The organism is Brevundimonas sp. TWP3-1-2b1, from assembly GCF_049896165.1.
Classification (GTDB): Bacteria; Pseudomonadota; Alphaproteobacteria; order Caulobacterales; family Caulobacteraceae; genus Brevundimonas; species Brevundimonas subvibrioides_B.
The window spans coordinates 28,638-49,131 of record NZ_JAFCTT010000008.1; the positions used below are offsets into that span (position 1 = coordinate 28,638).

Sequence of the window (20,494 nt, forward strand, 5' to 3'; positions counted from 1 at the left end):
GAGATTTTCCTAGGCGTGATTTGGCTTTAGCGGAGTCAAACAATTTAACTGCGAATCGGCTCGCGAATCAGCGTTGACCCACGCCGCGCCGAGCGTAAGTTTTGGGCACTAACGCACTTCCATCCCCACACGGATGAAGACGGGGCGGGGGCGAGCCCTTGCGCCAGCGGGAGACGTCTGTCCGCGAGGTCGCACCCGCCCTTGAAGCCCACGCTTCAAGGGACAGGAGAATGCGTCCCTGGATCGACCGACCCGGCTTGGGGTCCGGAACCGCACGGTTCCGGGATGGCATGACTATTTCAGGGCGGGTGATCGGACGATGGGGGGCTTGGCGTTGGCGAACATGACGGACCCGGACCGGATCTGGAACGAGGCCTCGTTGAGGCTCCGGGCCGAAATCGGCGATGGACCGTTCAGCTCCTATATCGCGCCTTCGGCGGTGCGGATTGACGGGGGCGGTCAGCTGATCCTGGTGACTCCGACCGGCTATGCCCGTGACTGGGTGCGCAAGAATGCGCTGCGCCGTCTGAACGAGCTGTGGTTGGGCCTCGACGGCCTGTCGCGCCGTCTGGAGGTGCGTTGCCGCGCCGAGGTGACCTCCGCCCCTCCAGCCTCGTCCATGGCCTCCGCCGTGGCCATGCAGCCCCTGTCGGGAGCCCCCCTCTCAGCCGCCCATGAGCAGACACCGATGGCGCCGACGGTCGGCCCCGTGACCGACGGCGCCCGCGCCGTGCGTGCCGCAGGCCTTCAGGAGCGGCTGACCTTCGATAGCTTTGTGGAGGGGCAAGGCAACGCCTTCGCCCTGGCCATCGCGCGCCAGACGGCGTCCTGGGCCGACGGCCACTTCAATCCGATCTTCTTCTGCGGTCCCTATGGCTACGGCAAGACCCACCTGCTGAACGCCATCGCCTGGGAGGCGCAGCGTCTGCGCCCGGACGCAAAGGTGGTCTATCTGACCGCCGAACGCTTCCTGTCGACCTTCGTTAAGGCGATGCAGGACCGCTCGACCGCCGCCTTCAAGGAAAGCCTGCGCTCGGCCGACATGCTGCTGCTGGACGACGTCCAGTTCGTCGGCGGCAAGGCCTCGACCCAGGAAGAACTGCTGTCGACCCTGACGGCCCTGATCGAGGACGGCAAACGGATCGTCCTGTCGGCCGACCGGCCGCCTATGGCTCTGACCGAGGTCGAGCCGCGCCTGCGAAGCCACCTGGCCGCCGGCCTGACCTGCCCGGTCGAGCCCGCCGATCGCGCGCTGAAGATCGCCGTGGCCGAGAACCGTCTGGCCGCCTTCGCCCGCATGGGCGTGGTGTCCGGAGAGGCCTCGCGCGAGGTTCTGGAACAGGTCGTCGACCGGACCCCCGGTTCAGTGCGTGAGCTCGAAGGCGCCGTGAACACCCTGGCCGCCGCCGCGGGATCGCGGCTGTCATCCCTGGGCGTGGAAGAGACCCTGACCCTGCTGGGTTCGGCCCTGCGCGGCGGACCCGAGCGCCGCATCACCGTGGACGAGATCCAGAAGACGGTGGCCGAGCATTTCAACATGAAACAGGCGGACCTGCTGTCGGAACGCCGCACCCGCGCCGTGGCCCGTCCGCGCCAGATCGCCATGTGGCTGTGCAAACAGCACACGACCCGCTCCTATCCCGACATCGGCCGGCGCTTCGGCGGACGCGACCACACCACGGTCCTGCACGGCGTGCGCAAGATCGAGGAGTTGATGCCGCTGGACGACCAGATTGCCCGCGATGTCGAGGCCCTGACGCGGAAGCTGCGGGGTTAGGCGACCGGTTGGCGCCATTGGCGGCCCAAGCCGTTGAGATGGCGGTGTCGGCGGTTCACGCCCCGGAAAATTTGCAGTTCACGGGCGCCCCGGATTGGCGGTTCGGAAATCCTCCGTGACCTCCGCCGGAACGTCCTCGTTGTCGTAGACGTCGACCGGCACGAAGGTCACCGTCAGTCGGCGGCGGCGGCCGTCACAGTGGAAGCGATGGATGGCGCCGGAGGACCTGTCCGTTCAACGCTCATCCGCCGCCGCCGGTTCGATGATCAGGGACGTGCGGGGATGTTCAGGCCGCGCGCCACGGCCGGACGGGCCTCGCACCGCGCGACCCACGCCTGGACGGCCGTCAGCGACGACCAGTCGACCAGATCGCCGGCCCCGTAGAAGCCCGGCACCGCCCGGACCCAGCCGATCAGGGCGATGTCCGCGATGGTGAACCCGGCCCCCATGATGAAGTCGCGACCTTTCAGCCGTTGCTCGAGCACGCCCAGCAACCGCTTCGCCTCGGTCACGAACCGGTCGCGCGGTCGCTTGTCCTCATAGGCCGCGCCCGCGAATTTGTGGAAGAAACCCATCTGCCCGATCATCGGGCCCACAGCCCCCACCTGCCAGAAGACCCATTGCAGGGTTTCGTAGCGGGCGGCGGGATCGGTCGGGATCAGCTTGCCGGTCTTGTCGGCCAGATAGACGAGGATAGCGCCCGATTCCCAGAGGCCCATCGGCTGTCCGCCCGGGCCGTCGGGATCGAGGATGGCCGGAATCTTGCCGTTCGGATTCAGCGACAGATAGTCGGGCGTCCAGGTCTCATTCTTCATGATATCCACCAGGTGGACCTCATAGGGGAGACCGATCTCCTCCAGCATGATCGAGGCCTTCACCCCGTTGGGCGTCGGCAGGGAATAGAGTTGCAGCCGGTCGGGATGGGCGGCCGGAAACTGGCGCGTGATCGGGAAGGCGGAAAGATCGGTCATTGGCTGCCGTGACGGTTGCTGATGACGCCCATGTCGGGTGACGATCCGTGCGCCGCAAGGGGCGGCGCGGCGCCGCCTCACACGGCCGGGTATGCCGTCAGACTCTGTCGGGTTGTCGCGCGCCGGGAAGCGAGGCCTTATCCGGATCTCACCAACGAGGAGGCGCCCGATGGCCCACAAGTTCGAAGTCTACAAGGACAAGGCCGGCGAGTTCCGCGTCCGGTTCAAATACAACTCGGAAATCATCTTCTCGACCGAGGGATACTCGGACAAGTCGGGCGCCAGGCGCGCGATCGAGTCGATCAAGAAATACGTCGGCGACGCGGAAACCGTCGAGATCGAATAAGGCCTAGTCCGGCTCGCGCTCGCCGGTCTCCTGCGGGGGAACGGCGAGCAGCCAGCCCTCGGCCAGATGCAGGTCCGGCACGGCTGCTTTCGTGAACGGCAGGTACCAGGTCTGGCCGCCCGCGACCGGCGTGATCTCCAGCATGTCGTCGGCGCCGAAGTTCTGGACCGCCTTGACCGCACCCAGGACGACGCCCTCGGCGTCGCGGGCCTCCACGCCGATCAGGTCGGCGAGGTAGAATTCGTCCTCCTCGGGCGCCGGGAAGGCGTCGCGGTGGACATAGAGTTTCAGGTTGCGAAGGGCGTCGGCGTCTTCCTTGGTGGCTATTTCTTTCGCCCGCCCGACGACGCCGTCCTTCGTCGCCCGCGTCTGGGTCAGGGTCAGGCCGTGCGAGCCGTCGGCGCGCAGCAGGGGGCCGTAGTCGGTCAGCGCCAGAGGATCCGCGGTATAGGCCGTGATCCGCACCTCGCCCTTGACCCCGAACCCGCCGGCGACATGGCCGACGAGGATGAGCTTGGGTTTGGTGTTGGTCATAAGAGAAATCCGCTCAACCCCGCGAAAGCGGGGACCCAGGTCTATTGTGAATCACCGGCCTGGATCGACGGCGCCGCCACGGAGGCGGCGCCGATCGCCCAAAGCACTGGGTCCCCGCTTTCGCGGGGATGAGCGGAAAATGAAGCCTTAGGCCTCGGTCTTCTCTTCTTCAGCTTCGGCAACCGGAGCCTCTTCAGCAGCGGCTTCTTCGGCCGGAGCCTCTTCAGCAGCAGCCTCTTCAACCGGGGCTTCTTCGACAACCGGGGCGTTCTTCGCGGCTTCAGCCGCAGCGGCGGCCTCTTCCTTGGCCCGGACAGCGGCTTCAGCGGCTTCGATCTTTGCAGCGGCCTCGGCCTCGGCACGGTCGGCTTCGCGCTGGGCGCGCTCGGCGGTGCGTTCCTGGGCCTTCTTGCCCGGAGCGCCCTTGTTCGGGTTGTTGGACTGGGTCCACTTGACCTTGCCGGCCAGGGCTTCGTCCTGGCTCTGCGAGATGAAGCGCGCGACGCGGTCGGTCGGCTGGGCGCCCTTGCCGAGCCATTCCGAGATGCGGTCGGCCTTCAGGGTGATGCGCGGCTTGTCGCCGTCCTTGGGCAGCATCGGGTTGTAGGTGCCGACGCGCTCGATGAACTTGCCGTCGCGGGGAGCATGCGAGTCGGCAACGACGATGTAGTAGTAGGGGCGCTTCTTGGCGCCGCCGCGGGCCAGACGAATCTTCAGCATTTCGGTCTTCTTTCTCTAGGTTCGAATTATTTCTTGGTGGGTAGACCGGGCAGGCCCGGGAGTTGTCCGCCACCCAGTCCGGCGAGCCGGTCCTGGAGGGCTTTCATTTCGTCGGCGCCGGGTTCGGGCATCTTGCCGCCCCCCATGGCCTTCAAACGGTTGAGGTCGGCGCCGCCCATGCCGGGTGCGCCGCCGCCGAGACCGCCCAGCATGGCGGCCATCTGCTGCATCTTGCGCGGCCCGCCCTTGGACATGGACTTGACCATGTCGGCCATCTGGCGGTGCTGCTTCAGCAGGCGGTTGAGGTCCTGGACCTCGACCCCGGCGCCGGCGGCGATCCGCTTGCGGCGGCTGGCGTTCAGCAGGTCGGGCTTCTTGCGCTCGGCCTTGGTCATCGAGGAGATGATGGCCTCCTGGCGCAGAATCATGCGGTCGTCGACGCCGCTCTCCGCCATCTGGTTCTTCATCTTGGCCACGCCAGGCAGCATGCTCATGATGCCCTGAAGACCGCCCATCCGCTTCATCTGCTGCAGCTGGGCCGCGAGGTCGTTGAGGTCGAACTGACCCTTGGCCAGCTTGCGGGCCATGGCCTCTGCCTTGGAGGCGTCCAGGTCCTGGGACGCCTTCTCGACCAGGGCGACGATGTCCCCCTGACCCAGGATGCGGCCGGCGACACGGCGGGCGTCGAAGACTTCGAGCGCGTCGACCTTCTCGCCCGAGCCCATGTATTTGATCGGCAGGCCGGTGACGGCGCGCATCGACAGCATCGCGCCGCCGCGACCGTCGCCGTCGGCGCGGGTCAGGATCAGGCCGGTCAGGGGCAGGCGTTCGTGGAAGGCCTTGGCGGTGCGGACCGCGTCCTGGCCGGTCAGGCTGTCGGCGACCAGCAGGGTCTCGACAGGCTTCGAAATGTCGGCGACCTCGGCGACCTCGGCCATCAGCCCCTCGTCGAGGGTGATGCGGCCAGCGGTGTCGAGGATCAGGACGTCGAAGCCCTGGAGCCTGGCCGAGGTCAGGGCGCGGCGGGTGATCTGGACCGCGCTCTCGCCCGCCACGATCGGCAGGGTCACGACCTCGATCTGCTTGCCGAGCTGGGCCAGCTGTTCCATCGCGGCCGGACGACGCGTGTCCAGCGAGGCCATCATGACCTTCTTGCGATCGAACTTCGTCAGGCGCAGCGCCAGCTTGGCCGAGGACGTCGTCTTGCCCGAGCCCTGCAGGCCGGCCATCAGGATGACGGCCGGCGGCGTGGCGTTCAGGTTGATCGGGGTCGGCTCGTCCCCGCCCAGCATCTCGACCAGTCCGTCATAGACGATCTTGACCACCTGATCGGCCGGCTTGACCGAGCGGATGACGTCCTCGCCCGTGGCACGCTCGGTGGCGAAGGCGATGAAGTCCTTGACGACCGGCAGGGCGACGTCGGCCTCGAGCAGGGCCACGCGCACTTCGCGCATCGCCTCCGCGACGTCCTTTTCAGACAGGGCGCCGCGGCCGGTGATCCGGTCGAAAACGCCTGTCAGTCGCTCGTTCAGAGCCTCGAACAATTCACTACCTCGCCAGCCCCTCAGGGCGTTCAGGCCGACGCCGAACCGATCTCCATAGCGAAACGGCCTCTGGCGACGATCACGTCGGCAGAGGGTTCTCGCCATCCTCGTCCCGTCGAAACGGGGGGCGTGATGGTGGAGACGCAGGTTCAATTGCGCCGGAAGCGGCGGCTTATGAGGGAAATGAGGCGATTTGTCGAATCCCGTCGAACGAAGTCGGCCAACCGGATCAGGAAACAGCCTCGCACATCCGGTTTCAGCGTTGCTCTTTGCAAGGACCGATCGGAAAACCGCTGATACGGTCGCGCTTCACAGCCTCCCCGCTGGACGAGATGACCATGCCCGTATCCGCCGAACCCGCTGCTGACGACCGCCTGCGCGAGGAGGTGCGGCTGCTCGGCGGTCTGCTCGGAGAGGTGATCCGAGACGAAGGCGGTCAGGATCTCTACGACCGGATCGAGGCCGTGCGGGTGGCCTCCGTCGCCTATCACCGACACCCGGGGGCCAAGGGCTCGGCGCAGCTGGAGCGGCTGCTGAACGAGCTGTCGCTCGACGACGCGGTCGGGCTGGCGCACGGGTTCGCGGTCTTCTCCCTGCTGGCCAATGTCGCCGAGGACCGGGCCGGCAGGCGGCGGGCGCGGGTGCAAACGGCAGAGGGCGCGCGGGCCGATACGCCCGAAGGCGCGCTGGCCCGGCTGACGGCGGCGGGGCGGACGGTGGAGGAGGCGCGGGCCCTGCTGTCCGAGGCGCTGATCTCGCCGGTGCTGACGGCCCACCCGTCGGAGGTGCGCAGGAAGAGCGTCATCGACCGGATCGCCACCGTGTCCGACCTGCTGGATGCCTGCGATCGCCCAGGTTTCGAGGAAGGGGGCCTCGCTTGCGCGCCGGAGGTCATGAAGGCGGGCCTGCGTCGGCAGACGGTGATCCTGTGGGCGACGCGGCTGGTACGGACGACCGGCCTGGTGGTGCAGGACGAGATCGACACCGTCGTCTCGTTCCTCGAGCGCGTGTTCCTCAAGGTCGCGCCTGAGCAGTTGATCGACTGGCGTCGGAGGCTGGACGCGCCGGACCTCAAGCCCTTTATCCGCATCGGCGCCTGGGTGGGCGGCGATCGCGACGGCAACCCCAATGTCGATGCGAGCGCGCTGAGGGCCGCCTTCGCCACGCCGGCCAAGGCGGTGATGCGCCACTATCTGGAGGCGACGAACGCGTTGGGCGCCGAGCTTAGCCTGTCGGGTTCGCTGGCGGAAATCAGCCCCGCTCTGAAGGCCTTGGCCGAGGGGTCGGGGGACGATTCCCCGCACCGGGCCGATGAGCCCTATCGCCGGGCCCTGAGTCAGATCTACGCCCGGCTGTCTGCGACCCACCCGATCCTGACGGGACAGACCGCGCCGCGGCCGGCCCGGTTCGCCGCGCCGCCCTATGCCGGGCCCAGCGAGTTCCGGTCCGACCTCGCCGTGCTGCATGACAGTCTGGTCGCCAGCCATGGGGCGGTGTTCGCCGACGACGGCCTGTCGCGCCTGATCGCCACGGTCGATGTGTTCGGCTTCCACATGGCGACGCTCGACCTGCGCCAGAACTCCGACGTCCATGCGCGGGTCGTGGGCGATCTGCTGAAGGTCGGCGGCGTCTGTCCGGACTATGCGGCGCTGGACGAAGAGGCGCGGCTGGCCCTGCTGGCGACCGAACTGGCGGCGCCTCGCCTGCTGTTCAGTCCCTATGCGACCTACGACCCCGAGACCCTGGAGGAGCGGGCGATCCTGGAGGCGGCGGCCGAGGCGCTGGCGAAGTTCGGGCCGGACGCGATCCGCACCCATATCGTCTCCAAGACCGACGCGGCCTCCGACATGCTGGAGGTCTATCTTCTGCTCAAGGAGGTCGGTCTCTATCGGCCAGAGAATCCCGCCGCCTGTCCGATCCAGGCCGCGCCCCTGTTCGAGACCATCGACGACCTGAGAGGCGCCAGGCCCACGCTTGAGCGGCTGTTCAAGGAGCCGTCCGCGCTCGCCGTCGCCAAGGCGCGCGGCGTCCAGGAAGTGATGATCGGCTACTCGGATTCGAACAAGGACGGTTCCTACCTGACCTCGACCTGGGAGTTGCACGAGGCGTCGCGGGCATTGCTGACGGTGACCCAGGCCGCGGGTCTGAGGCTGCAACTGTTCCACGGCCGGGGCGGGGCTGTCGGGCGTGGCGGCGGGTCGAGCTTCGCCGGTGTGCTGTCGCAACCGACGGGGACGGTCGCGGGCCGCATTCGCATCACCGAACAGGGCGAGGTGATCGCCAACAAATATGGCGAGCCGGACGTGGCGCGCCGCAACCTCGACGCCCTGACCGCCGGAACCCTGATCGCCTCCCTGGCGCCGCCGCCGGACGACGCGATGACGGCGAGGCATGGCAAGACCGCCTCGGCCCTGTCGGCCGCCTCGATGGCCGCCTATCGGGCCCTGATCCATGAGACGCCGGGCTTCGTCGACTATTTCCGCGCCGCCACCCCGATCAACGAGATCGCCGAGCTGAAGATTGGTTCGCGCCCCACGTCGCGGACGGCCTCGACCGCCATCGAGGATCTGCGCGCCATCCCCTGGGTGCTGAGCTGGTCGCAGAGCCGGGTCATGCTGCCGGGCTGGTTCGGCTTCGGCTCGGCGGTGCAGGGTCAGGACATGGCCGAGCTGCAGGCCATGGAGAAGGCGTGGCCCTTCTTCCGCACCCTGGTTCAGAACATGGAGATGATCATGGCCAAGTCGGACATGACCATCGCACGGCGCTACGCCTCGCTCGTGCCCGACCAGGCGCTGGCGGCGGCCATCTTCGGGGCCTTGCAGGCCGAGTGGGACCGGACGCGCGAAGCTGTGCTGGCTATCACCGGTCAGGCCGAGCTGCTGGGCGGTCAGCCTGAGCTCGACCGGCTGATCCGTCTGCGCATGCCCTATGTCGAGCCGCTGAACCACGTGCAGATCGAACTGATCCGCCGGCGTCGGGCGGGGGACGACGATCCCCGGGTGCGCGAAGGCATTCTGCTCGCGATCAACGGGGTGGCCGCGGGATTGCGCAACAGCGGCTGAGTGGAACGGCCACGCTTCATGGCCGCGATTTCATCAAGCGTCGTTTTTCGGCCTCGGGTTCCTCACGGCGAGGAAACAATCGGGTCGCACTCAGGTCAGGTCGCCGCAAAGAGCGACAAGCACCAGGAGCCAGGTGATGATCCGTTTCGCCGCCGCCACAGCCGCCCTCGCTGTCGCCGTCCTTTTCGCCGGAGCCGCCTCGGCCTCCGATTATCGCATCCCGATCGGCGACCTCAACTTCGCCACGCCCCAGGGCGCGTCGGCCTTCGATCTGCGCGTCCGGGGCATGGCCAATACTGCCTGCGTGTTCGGGACCCCTCTCGACCAGGCGCGATGCCGTGTCGCATTCCGCGAAGAAGCCCTGCGCCAACTGCCTGACGCCCGTCGCGAGGACTATGCCCGCACTCGCAGCGGGCGGGTCGTCGTTCGGACGCCTGTTGATCTAGGCTAAACCCAATCCGCTTCGGGGGTGTGGCTCGACAAGCCCCACTGTTCACGGGTTTGAAGCGATTGTCCGCGATCCTGCCGGTTCAGTAACGGCAGTCGCGCATGACCGAGCACATCTCCGAGGCCGATTCTTCGTCCATCGCCCTGGCGGCGCTGGAGAGCGCCGGCGCGGGCTGGTGGCGGATCCTCGATACCGAGACGGCCTGGTGGTCGCCCCGGATGTACGACCTGTTCGGCCTGCGTCCCGAAGACGGCCTGCCGACGATAGACCAGCTGTATCGGCTCTATCATCCCGACGACGCCAGTCTGGCGTCGCGGTCGCTCATGAAACTGTTCGGCAGCGACGCGCCGACGACCCTGCGTTACCGGGCGGTCCATCCGTCGGGCGAGGTGCGCCAGCATCTGACCTGGGGGCGGCGCCAGCCGCCGGACGCCGAGGGGCGTCGCTGGCTGGTCGGCATGGTTCTCGACGTCACCGACCATGTCGATGACGCGACCCTTATCGAGGGCGAGCGCGCCTTCCGCTTCGTGGCCGACCACACCTCGGACATGGTCGTGCGTCACCGCATGGGCGTGGGACTGACCTATGTCTCGCCGGCTTCCCGGGCCGTGTTCGGCTATTCGCCGTCCGAAATGCTGGGCAAGGCCCCCGCCGACCTGGTGGCGCCCGAGGATGTGGTTCGCATCCGCGCCCTTCTGGCCGAACGGATCGCCCGACGCGAGGCGGTCTCGGCCGAGGGCTATGAGTATCGCGGCATTCACAAGGACGGCCACCTGGTCTGGCTGGAGGCCAATCCTCGTCTGGTGATCAACGGCGCCGGCACGCTGACCGAGATCGTCGATGTCGTGCGCGACATCTCGGCCCGCAAACAGGCCGAGACCGAACTCCACGCCGCCCGTCTCGAGGCCGAGGCGGCGTCGCGGGCCAAGAGCGAATTTCTGGCCAATATGAGCCACGAACTGCGCACGCCACTGACCAGCATCCTCGGCTTCTCGCGTCTGATCGGCGCGGGCGGCGGGCTGTCGGAGGGCGACACGGGCTATCTCGATCTGATCCGCAGCGCGGGCGAGACCCTGCTGACGGTCGTCAACGACATCCTCGACTTCTCCAAGCTGGAGGCCGGGGCCCTGACGCTGGACCCGGAACCCTTCTCGATCGCGGCCCTGGGCGAGGGGGCGACGGCCCTGCTGCGGGACCAGGCCGAAGCGAAAGGATTGACCCTGACCTGCGAGGTCGGCGACGACGTCCGCCTGACCGGTGACGTGACCCGCCTGAGGCAGGTGCTGCTGAACCTGTTGAGCAATGCGGTGAAGTTCACCGAGCGCGGCTCCGTGCGACTGGCGCTCGCGACAGAAGAGCGCGCCGACGGTTCGACCGTGTTGCGCGTCACCGTCACCGACACCGGGGTCGGGCTGGACCCTGCCCACATCGACCAGATGTTCGACCGCTTCACCCAGGCGGACGGATCGGTCTCGCGCAAGTTCGGCGGCACGGGTCTGGGGCTGGCGATCTCGCGCCGGCTGCTGGACATCATGGGCGGAGAGATCGGCGCTACAAGCGACGGCGCCACGGGTTCCACCTTCTGGTTCCGCGTGCCGCTGGTCCGGTCGGGTGTCGAGACACTCCCCGATGCCGAGCCGTCCGGTGGTGCGCCCGCGCGTCCTTTGCGGGTGCTGCTGGCCGAGGACAATCCGGCCAACCGGACGCTGATCGCGGCCCTGGTCGGCTCGATGGGCGTGTCGCTCGACATGGTCGAGAACGGCGAGGAGGCGGTGCAGGCCGCTGCGACCGCAGCCTATGACCTGATCCTCATGGATATGCAGATGCCGGTCATGGACGGACCGGCGGCGACGCGCGCGATACGCGCCTCGGGTGATTCCACGCCGATCGTGGCCCTGACCGCCAACGTCCTGCCTGAACAGATCGAACAATGCCGCGCCGCCGGGATGCAGGGCCATGTCGCCAAGCCCATCGACCCGCGCGCCCTCATGGCCGCGCTCAGCGACTACGCCCGCCCGGCTCACGAAAAAGCCGCCGCAACCGGAGCTGCGGCGGCCTGATCGCCCGTGCCTTGTCTGTTACGAGACCGGGAAGCCCCGGACCCGTAGCAGGGCGGCGACGTCGGGGTCACGCCCCCGGAATGCGCGATAGGCGTCGCCCCGATCTGTGGTGTTGCCCGGCGCCAGGATGATCGACTTGAACCGGCCGCCGATGTCCGGATCGAACACGTCGCCCGAGGCCTCGAAATAGGCCCAGGTGTCGGCGTCCATCACTTCCGACCACAGGTAGCTGTAGTAGCCGGCCGAGTAGGCGTCGGAGGTGAACAGGTGATTGAACTGCGGCAGGCGGTGCCGCATCACGATCTCATGCGGCATGCCCAGACGGGCCAGTGAGGCCTTCTCGAAGGCGTCGATGTCGGTCGGCGGCGTGGCCTGGGTGTGCAGGTCCATGTCGACCATGGCGGACGATAGATAGCTTACGGTCGCATAGCCCTGGTTGAAGGTGGCCGAGGCCTGGACCTTGTCGACCAGGGCCTGCGGCATGGCCTCGCCGGTCTGGTAGTGTTTCATGAAGCCGTCGAGGATCGGGCGCGACAGCACCCAGTGCTCGTGCACCTGCGACGGATATTCGACGAAGTCGCGCGGGGTGTTGCCGTAGGACGGGTAGGTCACGACCGACGACAGATAGTGGAGGGCGTGGCCGAACTCGTGGAACAGGGTCTCGGCGTCGTCGAGCGAGATCAACAGCGGCTCGCCGGCCCCCGGCTTCACGAAGTTATTGTTGTTCGAGGCCAGCACCGGCTTGGAGCCGTCCAGGGTCGAGAACGACCGGTAGGTGGTCATCCAGGCGCCCGAACGCTTGCCTGCGCGGGCGAAGTCGTCGGCGTAATAGAGGCCGATCAGGCGACCTGAGGCCTTGTCGGTGACCTCGTACAATGTGACGTCGCGCTCGAAGACCGGAGCCGTCGATTGCGGCTTGGGCGTGAAGACGAAGCCGTATAGCCGCTCGGCCATATAGAAGGACGCGTTCCGGACGGCGCCCAGTTCGAAGAATGGCTTCAGCTGGTTCTGATCCAGGTCGTACTTATCCTTGCGGACCTTCTCGGCGAAATACAGGTAGTCCCACGGTTCGATGTCGAAACCGGCGATCGCCTTCATGTCGGCGACCTCCTCGGCGACGCGGGCCTTGGCAGGCTCCCACACCCGGTTCATCAGGCTCTGTGCGGCCGCCGGGGTCTTGGCCATCGTGTCCTGCATCCGCCATTCGGCATGGCTGCCGTAGCCCAGCAGGGTGGCGCGCTGCTTCCTGAGGCGGACGATCTCGGCAATGGTCGCATTGGTGTCGTTGCGGTCGCCGTTGTCGCCACGGTTGACGAACTTGCGCCAGACCTGCTCGCGCAGGGCCCGGTCGTCGGCGAAGGTCAGGAACGGATCGACGCTGGAGCGCGTATTGACGATGGCCGCGCCCTGGAGATTGCGCGAGGTCGCGGCGGCGCGGGCGGCGGCCTTGTTGGAATCCGGCAGTCCGGCGAGCCCGGCTTCATTCGGGATGACCGTCCAGGTGTTCTCATCGGCCACGACCTTCTGGCCGAAGGCGGTGAAAGCGTTCGACAGGGCGGTGTTGATCCGGCCCAGTTCGGCCTTGCCGGCGGCGTCCAGATTGGCGCCCGAGCGGATGAAGGCGTCGCGCGACCGTTCGGCCAGACGTTTCTGCTGGGCGTTCAGGCCGTCCCGGTCAGCATTGTCGGCGACCGTCTTGATGCGCTGGAACAGGGGGGCGTTGAAGGTGATCTCGTCGCCGGCGGCGGACAGCAGGGGGGAGACCTCCGTGTCCATCGCGTCATAGGCTTCGCCGCCAATGTTCGACGTGGCGACGCCGTAAAGGTTCACCGCGCGATCCAGCGGCTGGCCTGCGAGCTCCATCGCCACGATCGTGTTGGCGAAGGTCGGGGCGTCCGGATTGTTGGCGATGGCGTTGATGTCGGCGCGGTTCAACTCGATGCCCTCGATGATCGCGGCCTTCAGCTTCTCGGCCGTCATCCGGTTCCACGGCGGGACGCCTTCATAGGGGCCGGTCCAGGGCTGCAGCAACTCGGCGCGCGGGGTCTGGGCGGGCAGGACGGCGCGGGCGACGCGCGCTTCCTCGGCCACGGCGGCGGGGTCCGGTGCGGTGAAACCGGCGGAGCCGGCGCCCGCACTGGCGCATCCGGCGAGGGCCATCAGGCTCGCGCCGCCGATAAGGACCTGGCGCCGAGGAAGCTGCATGGGCATAGTGGAATCCTGTTCATCTGACTCTGTTGTGCGGCACCCTAGGCCTCAGTCGCCTGACCGTCACCTGATCAGGAAGTAATCCCGTTGGCCGAGGGCGCAAGCGCCCGGGCCTTGTTTCAAGGCCCAGTCTGATGTGGAGCCTGATCTCGCCGGAAAACCGCTTACACTTTTCCGGATCAGGCTCTAAACGCCGACCCATGGCGATAGGCGTATTCGATAGCGGCGTGGGCGGTCTGACGGTTCACCGCGAGCTGACCCGGCGGTTCCCGGCGCGGGACTTCATCTACCTGGCGGATCAGGCCAATGCGCCGATCGGGTCGAAGACCGGCGAGGAGATCGTCGACATCACCCGGAACGGCTGCGAGCGGCTGTTCCAGGCGGGCGCCAGCGTCATTGTCCTGGCCTGCAACACCGCGTCCGCCGTCGCCCTGAGGCGCCTGCAGCAGACCTGGGTGCCCGAGGCCTCGAAGCGTCACGGGCGGCCGGTCAATGTGCTCGGCATCATCGTCCCGACCATCGAGGCAGCGACGGGCCTGCCCTGGACCTATGAGGCGGAGCGTCGCGGCGACAAGGTCGAGGCCATCGACATCACCGGCGTCTTCTGTACAGCCGCCACTGCGATCAGCCGGGTCTACGAGATCGAGATCGACAAGCGCCGCGAGGATCTGGCCGTCTTTTCCGAGCCCTGCCCCGGCCTGGCCGGCCTGATCGAACTGGGCGCCCCGGCCGAGGAGCTGACGGTGGTGATCGGCGACCACGTCGACGCCCTGCGCCGCCGCATCGGTCGTCATCCGGACAAGGCCATTCTGGGCTGCACCCACTACGAGATCGTGGCGCACATCTTCGCCGCCGCCCTGCCGCCCGGCACGCCCCTGATCCACCAGCCGACGGCTGTGGCCGATGCCCTGGAGCGGTATTTCGAGCGGCACCCTGAATATGATCTGGGCGAGACCGGCCGGCGCGACTTCATCACCACCGGCAAGACGGGTCCGCAGTCGGACATGGTCAGCCAGTTCTGGGGCGCGCCGCTGAGTTTCGACGCGGCTTGACTTGACGGATCGGCGTTCCGGGGCGCCCGATGCCGGGGGAGGACTGTTTCATGATCCGTTTCGCCGCCCTGTTCGCCACGGCCTTTGTCGCCGTCGCTGCGCCCGCCTACGCCGAGGTCGTCTCCCGCTCCGCCGATGGTTTCACCCTGCGCTTCGCCGTGGGGGTGGAGGCTGCGCCGGAGGATGTGGTCACTGCCGTCTCCGAACTGCCGCAGTGGTGGGACCCGGCCCACACCTACACAGGAGACGCCGTCAACCTGTCGATGGCCTTCGAGGAGGGCGGTTGCTGGTGCGAGAAACTCGCCGACGGGACCGTCTTCGAACACGCTGTGGTGACGGGGATCGCGGCCGACCGGGTGACGATGACCGCGGCGCTGGGTCCCTTGCACGACAAGGCGACGAAGGCGGAATTGACCTTCGGATCCGAGCCGGAGAACCGGGGCCGGCTGGTCACGGTCGATTTCGTGGTCGAGGGACCGGGCCTCGGCGCCATGGCCGACGGGGTCAACACGGTGATGGACCAGGCGTTCGATCGCCTGATCCATCAGATCGAATACGCCGAGCCGCCTCAGCCCTGAAGCGCGGTTTCCGAGGCCGCGATGCGGCTGGCGGCATGGACCACTGAGGCGATACGAAGCGCGGTCTGGACTTGGGCCGCCGGGACGCCGTGCTTGCGCAGTTCGCCCTCGTGGGCATCCATACAGGCGCCGCAGCCATTGATGGCGCTGACAGCCGTGGACCACAGCTCGAAGTCCATCTTGTCCACGCCTGGATTGGCCAGGACGTTCATCCGCAGACGCGCCGGTAGGGTCGTGTACTCCTGGTTCTTCATCAGGTGCAGCGAGCGGTAATAGATGTTGTTCATGCCCATGATGGCCGCGGCAGCCTTGGCGGCGGTCATGGCCTCGGGTGAGAGCTTTTCAGCCGCGGCGGCCTCAATGGCGCGCACGACCGGAGCGAAGCCGACGGCGTGGGCGGAGGCGAGGAAACAGCCCCATTTCTGCTGGTCGTTCAGGACGGTCTCGGAGGCCAGGGAGCCGAGGTTCAGCGAGATGTCCTTGGCGTAGGCCGGCATCAGGTCGCGCAGGGTGTCGATGGACATGGAAGATCCTTGAATCGGAAATCCTCCCCCATCGGGGGAGGGGGACCACGAAGTGGTGGAGGGGGCAAAACCCGGACACACCGTCCGGGGCAGGCCCCCTCCGTCACGTCGCTAAGGCGCGCCGCGCCACCTCCCCCGAAGGGGGAGGAATGGGTCTTAAGCCGCGAGCGTCTCGCCGCCGACCGGCCGGTTGCAGGCGCACAGTTCGTCGGTCTGCAGGGCGTCGACGACACGCAGGGTGTCGGCCGGGGCGCGGCCCACGTTCAGATTGGTGACATAGACGTGCTGGATCACGTTGTGCGGGTCGACCACGAAGGTGGCGCGCAGGGCGACGCCCTCTTCCTCGTCGAGAATGCCGAGGGCGCGGGCCAGCTTGCCGCCGTTGTCAGCGAACTGCCAGATCGGCAGCTTGTTCAGGTCGGCGTGGTCGCGGCGCCAGGCCAGTTTCACGAACTCGTTGTCGGTCGAGCCGCCCAGAACGACGGTGTCGCGGTCCGCAAACTCACGGCCAAGCGAGGCGAACTCGGCGATCTCGGTCGGGCAGACGAAGGTGAAGTCTTTTGGATAGAAGAAGATGACCTTCCACTTGCCTTCGAACGACTCATTCGTGACGGGCTCGAACGCCGAGACGCCATTTTCTTCGTGGGAGTTGAAGCCCGGCTTCACGCCGATGACTTTGAATTCAGGCAGTTTTTCGCCAACGCCGAGCATGGGGTATCCCTTTCAGAGGAAACAAGAATGTCTATGAGGCGGTCGCCGGGGAGGGCCTGCCGCAAGTGCGAAATGGCGGTTGCGTCGCACAAAGTCAACCGATAGAAGGCCTGTCAACCATAGATAATATCTATGGATTCGAGAGAGGCCGCCTATGCTCCCGACCCTTCGCCAGCTGCAGTATCTGAAGCTGCTGTCCGAGCACGGCTCGTTCAGCCGCGCCGCCGAGGCGGCGCATGTCAGTCAGCCGGCGCTATCGTCCGGGGTGCAGGAGCTGGAGCGGGTCCTGGGCGCGCCGGTGGTCGAGCGCACGCGGGGGAATGTTCAGTTGACGGCGGTCGGGGCCGAGGCCTGCCGCCGGGCCGAGGACGTGCTGGCGCGAACCGAGGATCTGGTCGAGGCGGCGAAGAACGCGGGGCGTCCGTTGTCGGGGCGGTTGCGTCTCGGCATCATCCCGACCGTGGCGCCCTTCCTGTTGCCGGCGACCCTGCCCGGGCTGAAGCAAGCCTATCCGGCGCTCCGTCTGTTCATCCGCGAGGATCTGACGCCGCGCCTGATCGCGGGGCTCAAGGCGGGTCAACTGGACTGCGCCGTCATCGCCCTGCCATACGACGCGCCCGGCATCGAGCACGCCCGGATCGGCGACGATGAGATCCTGGCCGTTGCGCCCATCGACCACCCGCTGGCCGCGCCGGGCGATATCCAGCCCGGAGCGCTGAGGGCGGAGGATCTCATCCTGCTGGAAGACGGCCACTGCTTGCGCGACCAGGCCCTGGCCGGGATCGACATGGAGGCCCCGCGCGGCGAGGACGTCTTCGCCGCCACCTCGCTGCATACCCTGGTGCAGATGGTCTCGTCCGGCCTCGGCGTGTCCTTCCTTCCCGCGATGGCGGTAAGGGCCGGGCTCGCCGACGACAAGGGCGTCGTCATCCGCCATTTTGCCGCTGAAGCCCCGCGCCGCGAGATTGTCGTCGCCTGGCGATCGGGTTCTAGCCGGGCAGCGGAAGCGCGGCTTCTGGCGGAGGCGATGCGGCTGGACTAAGCGAAAGAAAAAGGGGCCGGCGGATCGCTCCGCCGGCCCCTTGTTGATCTGGCTGTGAGCCTCAGCCCGCCAGGTTGCGCAGCACATACGGCATTACGCCGCCAGCCTTGAAGTAGTCGAGCTCGGTCTGGTTATCGATGCGGCAGCGGACCGGGAAGCGGGCCATCTTGCCGTCCGACGGGCGGAACAGTTCGACCCACAGGTCCTGACGCGGGCGCAGCTTGCCGACGTTGACGTCGGACAGGCCGCGGATCGTGACGATCTCCTCGCCGGTCAGACCCAGCTTGGACCAGCCGTCCGCCTTGAACTGCAGCGGCACGACGCCCATTCCGACCAGGTTCGAGCGGTGGATGCGCTCATAGCTTTCGGCGATGACGGCGCGGACGCCCAGCAGGCGGGTGCCCTTGGCCGCCCAGTCGCGCGACGAGCCGGTGCCGTATTCCTTGCCGGCGAACACGACCAGCGGACGACCTTCCGACTGGTAACGCATGGCGGCGTCATAGATCGACATCGTGTCCTGCGACGGGAAGTGCTTGGTCACGCCTCCCTCGATGTCCGGCGTGATCTTGTTGCGGATGCGGATGTTGGCGAAGGTGCCACGCATCATCACCTCGTGGTGGCCGCGACGCGCGCCGTAGGAGTTGAACTCCTCCGCCTCGACACCGCGGTTGGTCAGGTACTGACCGGCGGGCGAGGTCTTCTTGATCGAACCGGCCGGTGAGATGTGATCCGTGGTGATCGAGTCGCCGAAGATGGCCAGGACGCGGCCCTCGACGATGTCGGTGACCGGGGTCGGCTCCATCGACAGGCCTTCGAAATACGGAGGGTTGGCGACGTAGGTGGAGGCGGCGTCCCACTCGTAGGTCTGGCCGCCCTCGACCGAGATACCTTGCCAATGCTCGTCGCCCTTGAAGACGTCGGCATAGCGTTTGGCGAACATGGCCGGGGTGACCGACTTCTTCTGGATGGTCGCGATCTCGGCCGAGGTCGGCCAGATGTCCTTCAGGAAGACGTCCTTGCCCTTCTTGTCCTGACCAAGCGGCTGGGTGGTGATGTCGATGCGCATCGAACCGGCCAGGGCGTAGGCGACGACCAGCGGCGGCGAGGCCAGGTAGTTGGCCTGGACGTCCGGGTTCACCCGGCCTTCGAAGTTGCGGTTGCCGGACAGGACGCTGGTGGCGACGATGGCGTTCTCGTTGATCGCGGTCGAGATCGCCGGGTCCAGCGGACCGGAGTTGCCGATGCAGGTGGTGCAGCCGTAGCCGACCAGGTTGAAGCCGAGGGCATCCAGCTCCTTCTGGAGGCCGGCGGCCGTCAGATAGTCGGTGACGACCTGCGAGCCCGGGGCCAGCGAAGTCTTGACCCAGGGCTTGGTCTTCAGGCCCAGCTTGTTGGCCTTCTGCGCCACCAGGCCGGCGGCGATCAGGACCGACGGGTTGGAGGTATTGGTGCAGGAGGTGATGGCGGCGATGACCACATCGCCGTCGCCGATGTCGAACTTCTGGCCCGAGACGGCAGCGCGGGGCGCGTCCGTTGCACGGTTGAAGACGTCGGTCAGGGCGGTCTCGAACGACGGGGCGGCGGTGGTCAGCTCGACCTTGTCCTGGGGGCGTTTCGGGCCGGCCAGCGACGGCACGACCGTCGAGATGTCCAGTTCCAGAACGTCGGAGAAGACGGGGTCTTCCGAGGTCTCGTCGATCCACAGACCCTGAGCCTTGGCATAGGCCTCGACGAGGGCGACGCGCGCCTTGTCGCGGCCCGTGGCGGTCAGATAGGCGAGGGTGGCGGCCGAGACAGGGAAGAAGCCGCAGGTGGCGCCGTATTCGGGGGCCATGTTGGCGATGGTCGCCTGGTCCTCGATGGTCATGTTGGGCAGGGCGTCGCCGAAGAACTCGACGAACTTGCCGACCACGCCCTTCTTGCGCAGCATCTGTGTGACGGTCAGCACCAGATCGGTGGCGGTCGTGCCTTCCGGCATGGCGCCGGTCAGCTTGAAGCCAATGACCTCGGGGATCAGCATCGGGATGGGCTGGCCCAGCATGGCCGCCTCGGCCTCGATGCCACCGACGCCCCAGCCCAGGACGGCCAGGCCGTTGATCATGGTGGTGTGCGAGTCGGTGCCGACCACGGTGTCGGGATAGGCGACGGTCGCCTTGCCTTCGGCCACGGTCCAGACGGTCTGGGCGAGGTTCTCGAGGTTCACCTGGTGGCAGATGCCGGTGCCGGGGGGCACGACGCGGAAATTGTTGAAGGCCGAGGAGCCCCAGCGCAGGAACTTGTAGCGCTCGATGTTGCGCTCATACTCACGCTCGACGTTCTGGCCGAAGGCTTTCGCGGTGCCGAAGTTGTCGACCATGACCGAGTGGTCGATGACCAGGTCGACGGGGACCAGCGGGTTGATCTTGGCGGCGTCGGCGCCGAGTTTGGCCATCGCGTCGCGCATGGCGGCCAGGTCGACGACGGCGGGAACGCCGGTAAAGTCCTGCATCAGGACGCGGGCGGGGCGGAAGGCGATCTCGTGCTCGACGGCGCCCTTGTTCTCGATCCAGGCGGCGACGGCGCGCAGGTCGGCCTCGGTGACGGAAACGCCGTCCTCGTTGCGCAACAGGTTCTCCAGCAGCACCTTCATGGAGCGCGGCAGGCGCGAGATCCCGGTCAGACCGGCTTCCTCGGCGGCGGGAAGGCTGTAATAGGCGTATTTCTTGCGCCCGACGGAAAGATCGCGACGGGTGGAAAGGCTGTCGACTGACGGCATGGGAGAAGTCCTCTGGTCAAAGCCGCCCGGACATCCGGTTGCGCCGTCTCGCGGCGATCGCAGGGGCGCACAGGTCCCCGGCGCGCGCGGCGACAGCCTGCTGCGGCGAGGCCGGATATAGCGGTGGTTGCGGGGTGCGTCCATGTATCCACGTCGGCTGTG

At 67.2% G+C, this 20,494-nt stretch carries 16 protein-coding genes; 8 read left to right on the forward strand and 8 right to left on the reverse strand.

Annotation, left to right across the window (positions count from 1 at the left end; genetic code table 11):
- Positions 1-343: 343 nt before the first annotated feature.
- Positions 344-1,777, forward strand: a complete 1,434-nt coding sequence (gene dnaA / locus ACP7AB_RS09250; protein ID WP_425991986.1) for a chromosomal replication initiator protein DnaA — start codon at positions 344-346, stop codon at positions 1,775-1,777.
- Positions 1,778-2,043: 266 nt separating this feature from the next.
- Here the strand turns inward: dnaA and ACP7AB_RS09255 are convergent, their stop codons facing one another.
- Positions 2,044-2,748 (reverse strand): glutathione S-transferase C-terminal domain-containing protein, encoded by a 705-nt coding sequence (locus ACP7AB_RS09255; protein WP_425991984.1) that lies wholly within the window; start codon positions 2,746-2,748, stop codon positions 2,044-2,046.
- Between the two features lie 169 nt (positions 2,749-2,917).
- Between ACP7AB_RS09255 and ACP7AB_RS09260 the strand changes: the two genes are divergently transcribed.
- The gene (locus ACP7AB_RS09260; protein ID WP_303696728.1) at positions 2,918-3,094 is read left to right on the forward strand and encodes a YegP family protein; all 177 of its coding nucleotides are present in this window, start codon (positions 2,918-2,920) and stop codon (positions 3,092-3,094) included.
- Between the two features lie 3 nt (positions 3,095-3,097).
- Here the strand turns inward: ACP7AB_RS09260 and rimM are convergent, their stop codons facing one another.
- The 3 genes from rimM to ffh form a co-directional block, all read right to left on the reverse strand.
- Positions 3,098-3,628 (reverse strand): ribosome maturation factor RimM, encoded by a 531-nt coding sequence (gene rimM / locus ACP7AB_RS09265; RefSeq protein ID WP_425991982.1) that lies wholly within the window; start codon positions 3,626-3,628, stop codon positions 3,098-3,100.
- 147 nt (positions 3,629-3,775) lie between these two features.
- The gene (gene rpsP, locus ACP7AB_RS09270; RefSeq protein ID WP_425991980.1) at positions 3,776-4,348 is read right to left on the reverse strand and encodes a 30S ribosomal protein S16; all 573 of its coding nucleotides are present in this window, start codon (positions 4,346-4,348) and stop codon (positions 3,776-3,778) included.
- 26 nt (positions 4,349-4,374) lie between these two features.
- The gene (ffh, locus tag ACP7AB_RS09275) at positions 4,375-5,892 is read right to left on the reverse strand and encodes a signal recognition particle protein (protein WP_425992049.1); all 1,518 of its coding nucleotides are present in this window, start codon (positions 5,890-5,892) and stop codon (positions 4,375-4,377) included.
- A 338-nt stretch (positions 5,893-6,230) separates the two neighbouring features.
- On the opposite strand from ffh, the gene ppc reads away from it, so the two are divergent.
- From ppc to ACP7AB_RS09290, 3 genes are all read left to right on the forward strand, one after another.
- Positions 6,231-8,954, forward strand: coding sequence for a phosphoenolpyruvate carboxylase (gene ppc / locus ACP7AB_RS09280; protein WP_425991978.1), 2,724 nt, complete (start codon positions 6,231-6,233; stop codon positions 8,952-8,954).
- A gap of 136 nt (positions 8,955-9,090) precedes the next feature.
- Positions 9,091-9,405 carry a UrcA family protein gene (locus tag ACP7AB_RS09285; RefSeq protein WP_425991976.1) on the forward strand — a complete coding sequence of 105 codons (315 nt, stop codon included), beginning with the start codon at positions 9,091-9,093 and terminating at the stop codon, positions 9,403-9,405.
- 98 nt (positions 9,406-9,503) lie between these two features.
- A complete protein-coding gene (locus ACP7AB_RS09290; RefSeq protein WP_425991974.1) occupies positions 9,504-11,462 on the forward strand; it encodes an ATP-binding protein in 1,959 nt (652 codons plus the stop codon).
- A gap of 18 nt (positions 11,463-11,480) precedes the next feature.
- Here ACP7AB_RS09290 and ACP7AB_RS09295 read toward each other — a convergent pair whose 3' ends face one another.
- On the reverse strand, positions 11,481-13,667 hold the full coding sequence (locus ACP7AB_RS09295) for a M3 family metallopeptidase (protein WP_425991972.1): 2,187 nt from the start codon (positions 13,665-13,667) through the stop codon (positions 11,481-11,483).
- Between the two features lie 203 nt (positions 13,668-13,870).
- Here ACP7AB_RS09295 and ACP7AB_RS09300 point away from each other — a divergent pair, with 203 nt between their 5' ends.
- Together ACP7AB_RS09300 and ACP7AB_RS09305 are read left to right on the forward strand one after the other, a co-directional pair.
- Positions 13,871-14,722, forward strand: coding sequence for a glutamate racemase (locus ACP7AB_RS09300; RefSeq protein ID WP_425991970.1), 852 nt, complete (start codon positions 13,871-13,873; stop codon positions 14,720-14,722).
- A 50-nt stretch (positions 14,723-14,772) separates the two neighbouring features.
- Positions 14,773-15,300 (forward strand): hypothetical protein, encoded by a 528-nt coding sequence (locus tag ACP7AB_RS09305; RefSeq protein ID WP_425991968.1) that lies wholly within the window; start codon positions 14,773-14,775, stop codon positions 15,298-15,300.
- On the opposite strand, the gene ACP7AB_RS09310 is transcribed toward ACP7AB_RS09305, so the two are convergent.
- Both ACP7AB_RS09310 and ACP7AB_RS09315 read right to left on the reverse strand, forming a co-directional pair.
- Positions 15,291-15,824: a carboxymuconolactone decarboxylase family protein gene (locus tag ACP7AB_RS09310; protein ID WP_425991966.1), complete on the reverse strand. Its 534-nt coding sequence runs from the start codon at positions 15,822-15,824 to the stop codon at positions 15,291-15,293. The two genes, ACP7AB_RS09305 and ACP7AB_RS09310, sit on opposite strands and share 10 nt — an antisense overlap.
- A gap of 156 nt (positions 15,825-15,980) precedes the next feature.
- Entirely contained in the window at positions 15,981-16,535 is a 555-nt protein-coding gene (locus ACP7AB_RS09315) for a peroxiredoxin (protein ID WP_425991964.1), read from the reverse strand.
- A 154-nt stretch (positions 16,536-16,689) separates the two neighbouring features.
- On the opposite strand from ACP7AB_RS09315, the gene ACP7AB_RS09320 reads away from it, so the two are divergent.
- Positions 16,690-17,577: a hydrogen peroxide-inducible genes activator gene (locus tag ACP7AB_RS09320; RefSeq protein WP_425991962.1), complete on the forward strand. Its 888-nt coding sequence runs from the start codon at positions 16,690-16,692 to the stop codon at positions 17,575-17,577.
- Positions 17,578-17,638: 61 nt separating this feature from the next.
- On the opposite strand, the gene acnA is transcribed toward ACP7AB_RS09320, so the two are convergent.
- The gene (gene acnA / locus ACP7AB_RS09325; protein WP_425991961.1) at positions 17,639-20,332 is read right to left on the reverse strand and encodes an aconitate hydratase AcnA; all 2,694 of its coding nucleotides are present in this window, start codon (positions 20,330-20,332) and stop codon (positions 17,639-17,641) included.
- Between the last annotated feature and the right edge of the window lie 162 nt (positions 20,333-20,494).

Excerpts from the sequence above, each read along its gene's own strand:
- dnaA (WP_425991986.1), top strand. The coding sequence starts at position 344 with ATGACGGACCCGGACCGGATCTGGAACGAGGCCTCGTTGAGGCTCCGG.
- ACP7AB_RS09255 (WP_425991984.1), bottom strand. The coding sequence starts at position 2,748 with ATGACCGATCTTTCCGCCTTCCCGATCACGCGCCAGTTTCCGGCCGCC.
- ACP7AB_RS09260 (WP_303696728.1), top strand. The coding sequence starts at position 2,918 with ATGGCCCACAAGTTCGAAGTCTACAAGGACAAGGCCGGCGAGTTCCGC.
- rimM (WP_425991982.1), bottom strand. The coding sequence starts at position 3,628 with ATGACCAACACCAAACCCAAGCTCATCCTCGTCGGCCATGTCGCCGGC.
- rpsP (WP_425991980.1), bottom strand. The coding sequence starts at position 4,348 with ATGCTGAAGATTCGTCTGGCCCGCGGCGGCGCCAAGAAGCGCCCCTAC.
- ppc (WP_425991978.1), top strand. The coding sequence starts at position 6,231 with ATGCCCGTATCCGCCGAACCCGCTGCTGACGACCGCCTGCGCGAGGAG.
- ACP7AB_RS09285 (WP_425991976.1), top strand. The coding sequence starts at position 9,091 with ATGATCCGTTTCGCCGCCGCCACAGCCGCCCTCGCTGTCGCCGTCCTT.
- ACP7AB_RS09290 (WP_425991974.1), top strand. The coding sequence starts at position 9,504 with ATGACCGAGCACATCTCCGAGGCCGATTCTTCGTCCATCGCCCTGGCG.
- ACP7AB_RS09295 (WP_425991972.1), bottom strand. The coding sequence starts at position 13,667 with ATGCAGCTTCCTCGGCGCCAGGTCCTTATCGGCGGCGCGAGCCTGATG.
- ACP7AB_RS09300 (WP_425991970.1), top strand. The coding sequence starts at position 13,871 with ATGGCGATAGGCGTATTCGATAGCGGCGTGGGCGGTCTGACGGTTCAC.
- ACP7AB_RS09305 (WP_425991968.1), top strand. The coding sequence starts at position 14,773 with ATGATCCGTTTCGCCGCCCTGTTCGCCACGGCCTTTGTCGCCGTCGCT.
- ACP7AB_RS09310 (WP_425991966.1), bottom strand. The coding sequence starts at position 15,824 with ATGTCCATCGACACCCTGCGCGACCTGATGCCGGCCTACGCCAAGGAC.
- ACP7AB_RS09315 (WP_425991964.1), bottom strand. The coding sequence starts at position 16,535 with ATGCTCGGCGTTGGCGAAAAACTGCCTGAATTCAAAGTCATCGGCGTG.
- ACP7AB_RS09320 (WP_425991962.1), top strand. The coding sequence starts at position 16,690 with ATGCTCCCGACCCTTCGCCAGCTGCAGTATCTGAAGCTGCTGTCCGAG.
- acnA (WP_425991961.1), bottom strand. The coding sequence starts at position 20,332 with ATGCCGTCAGTCGACAGCCTTTCCACCCGTCGCGATCTTTCCGTCGGG.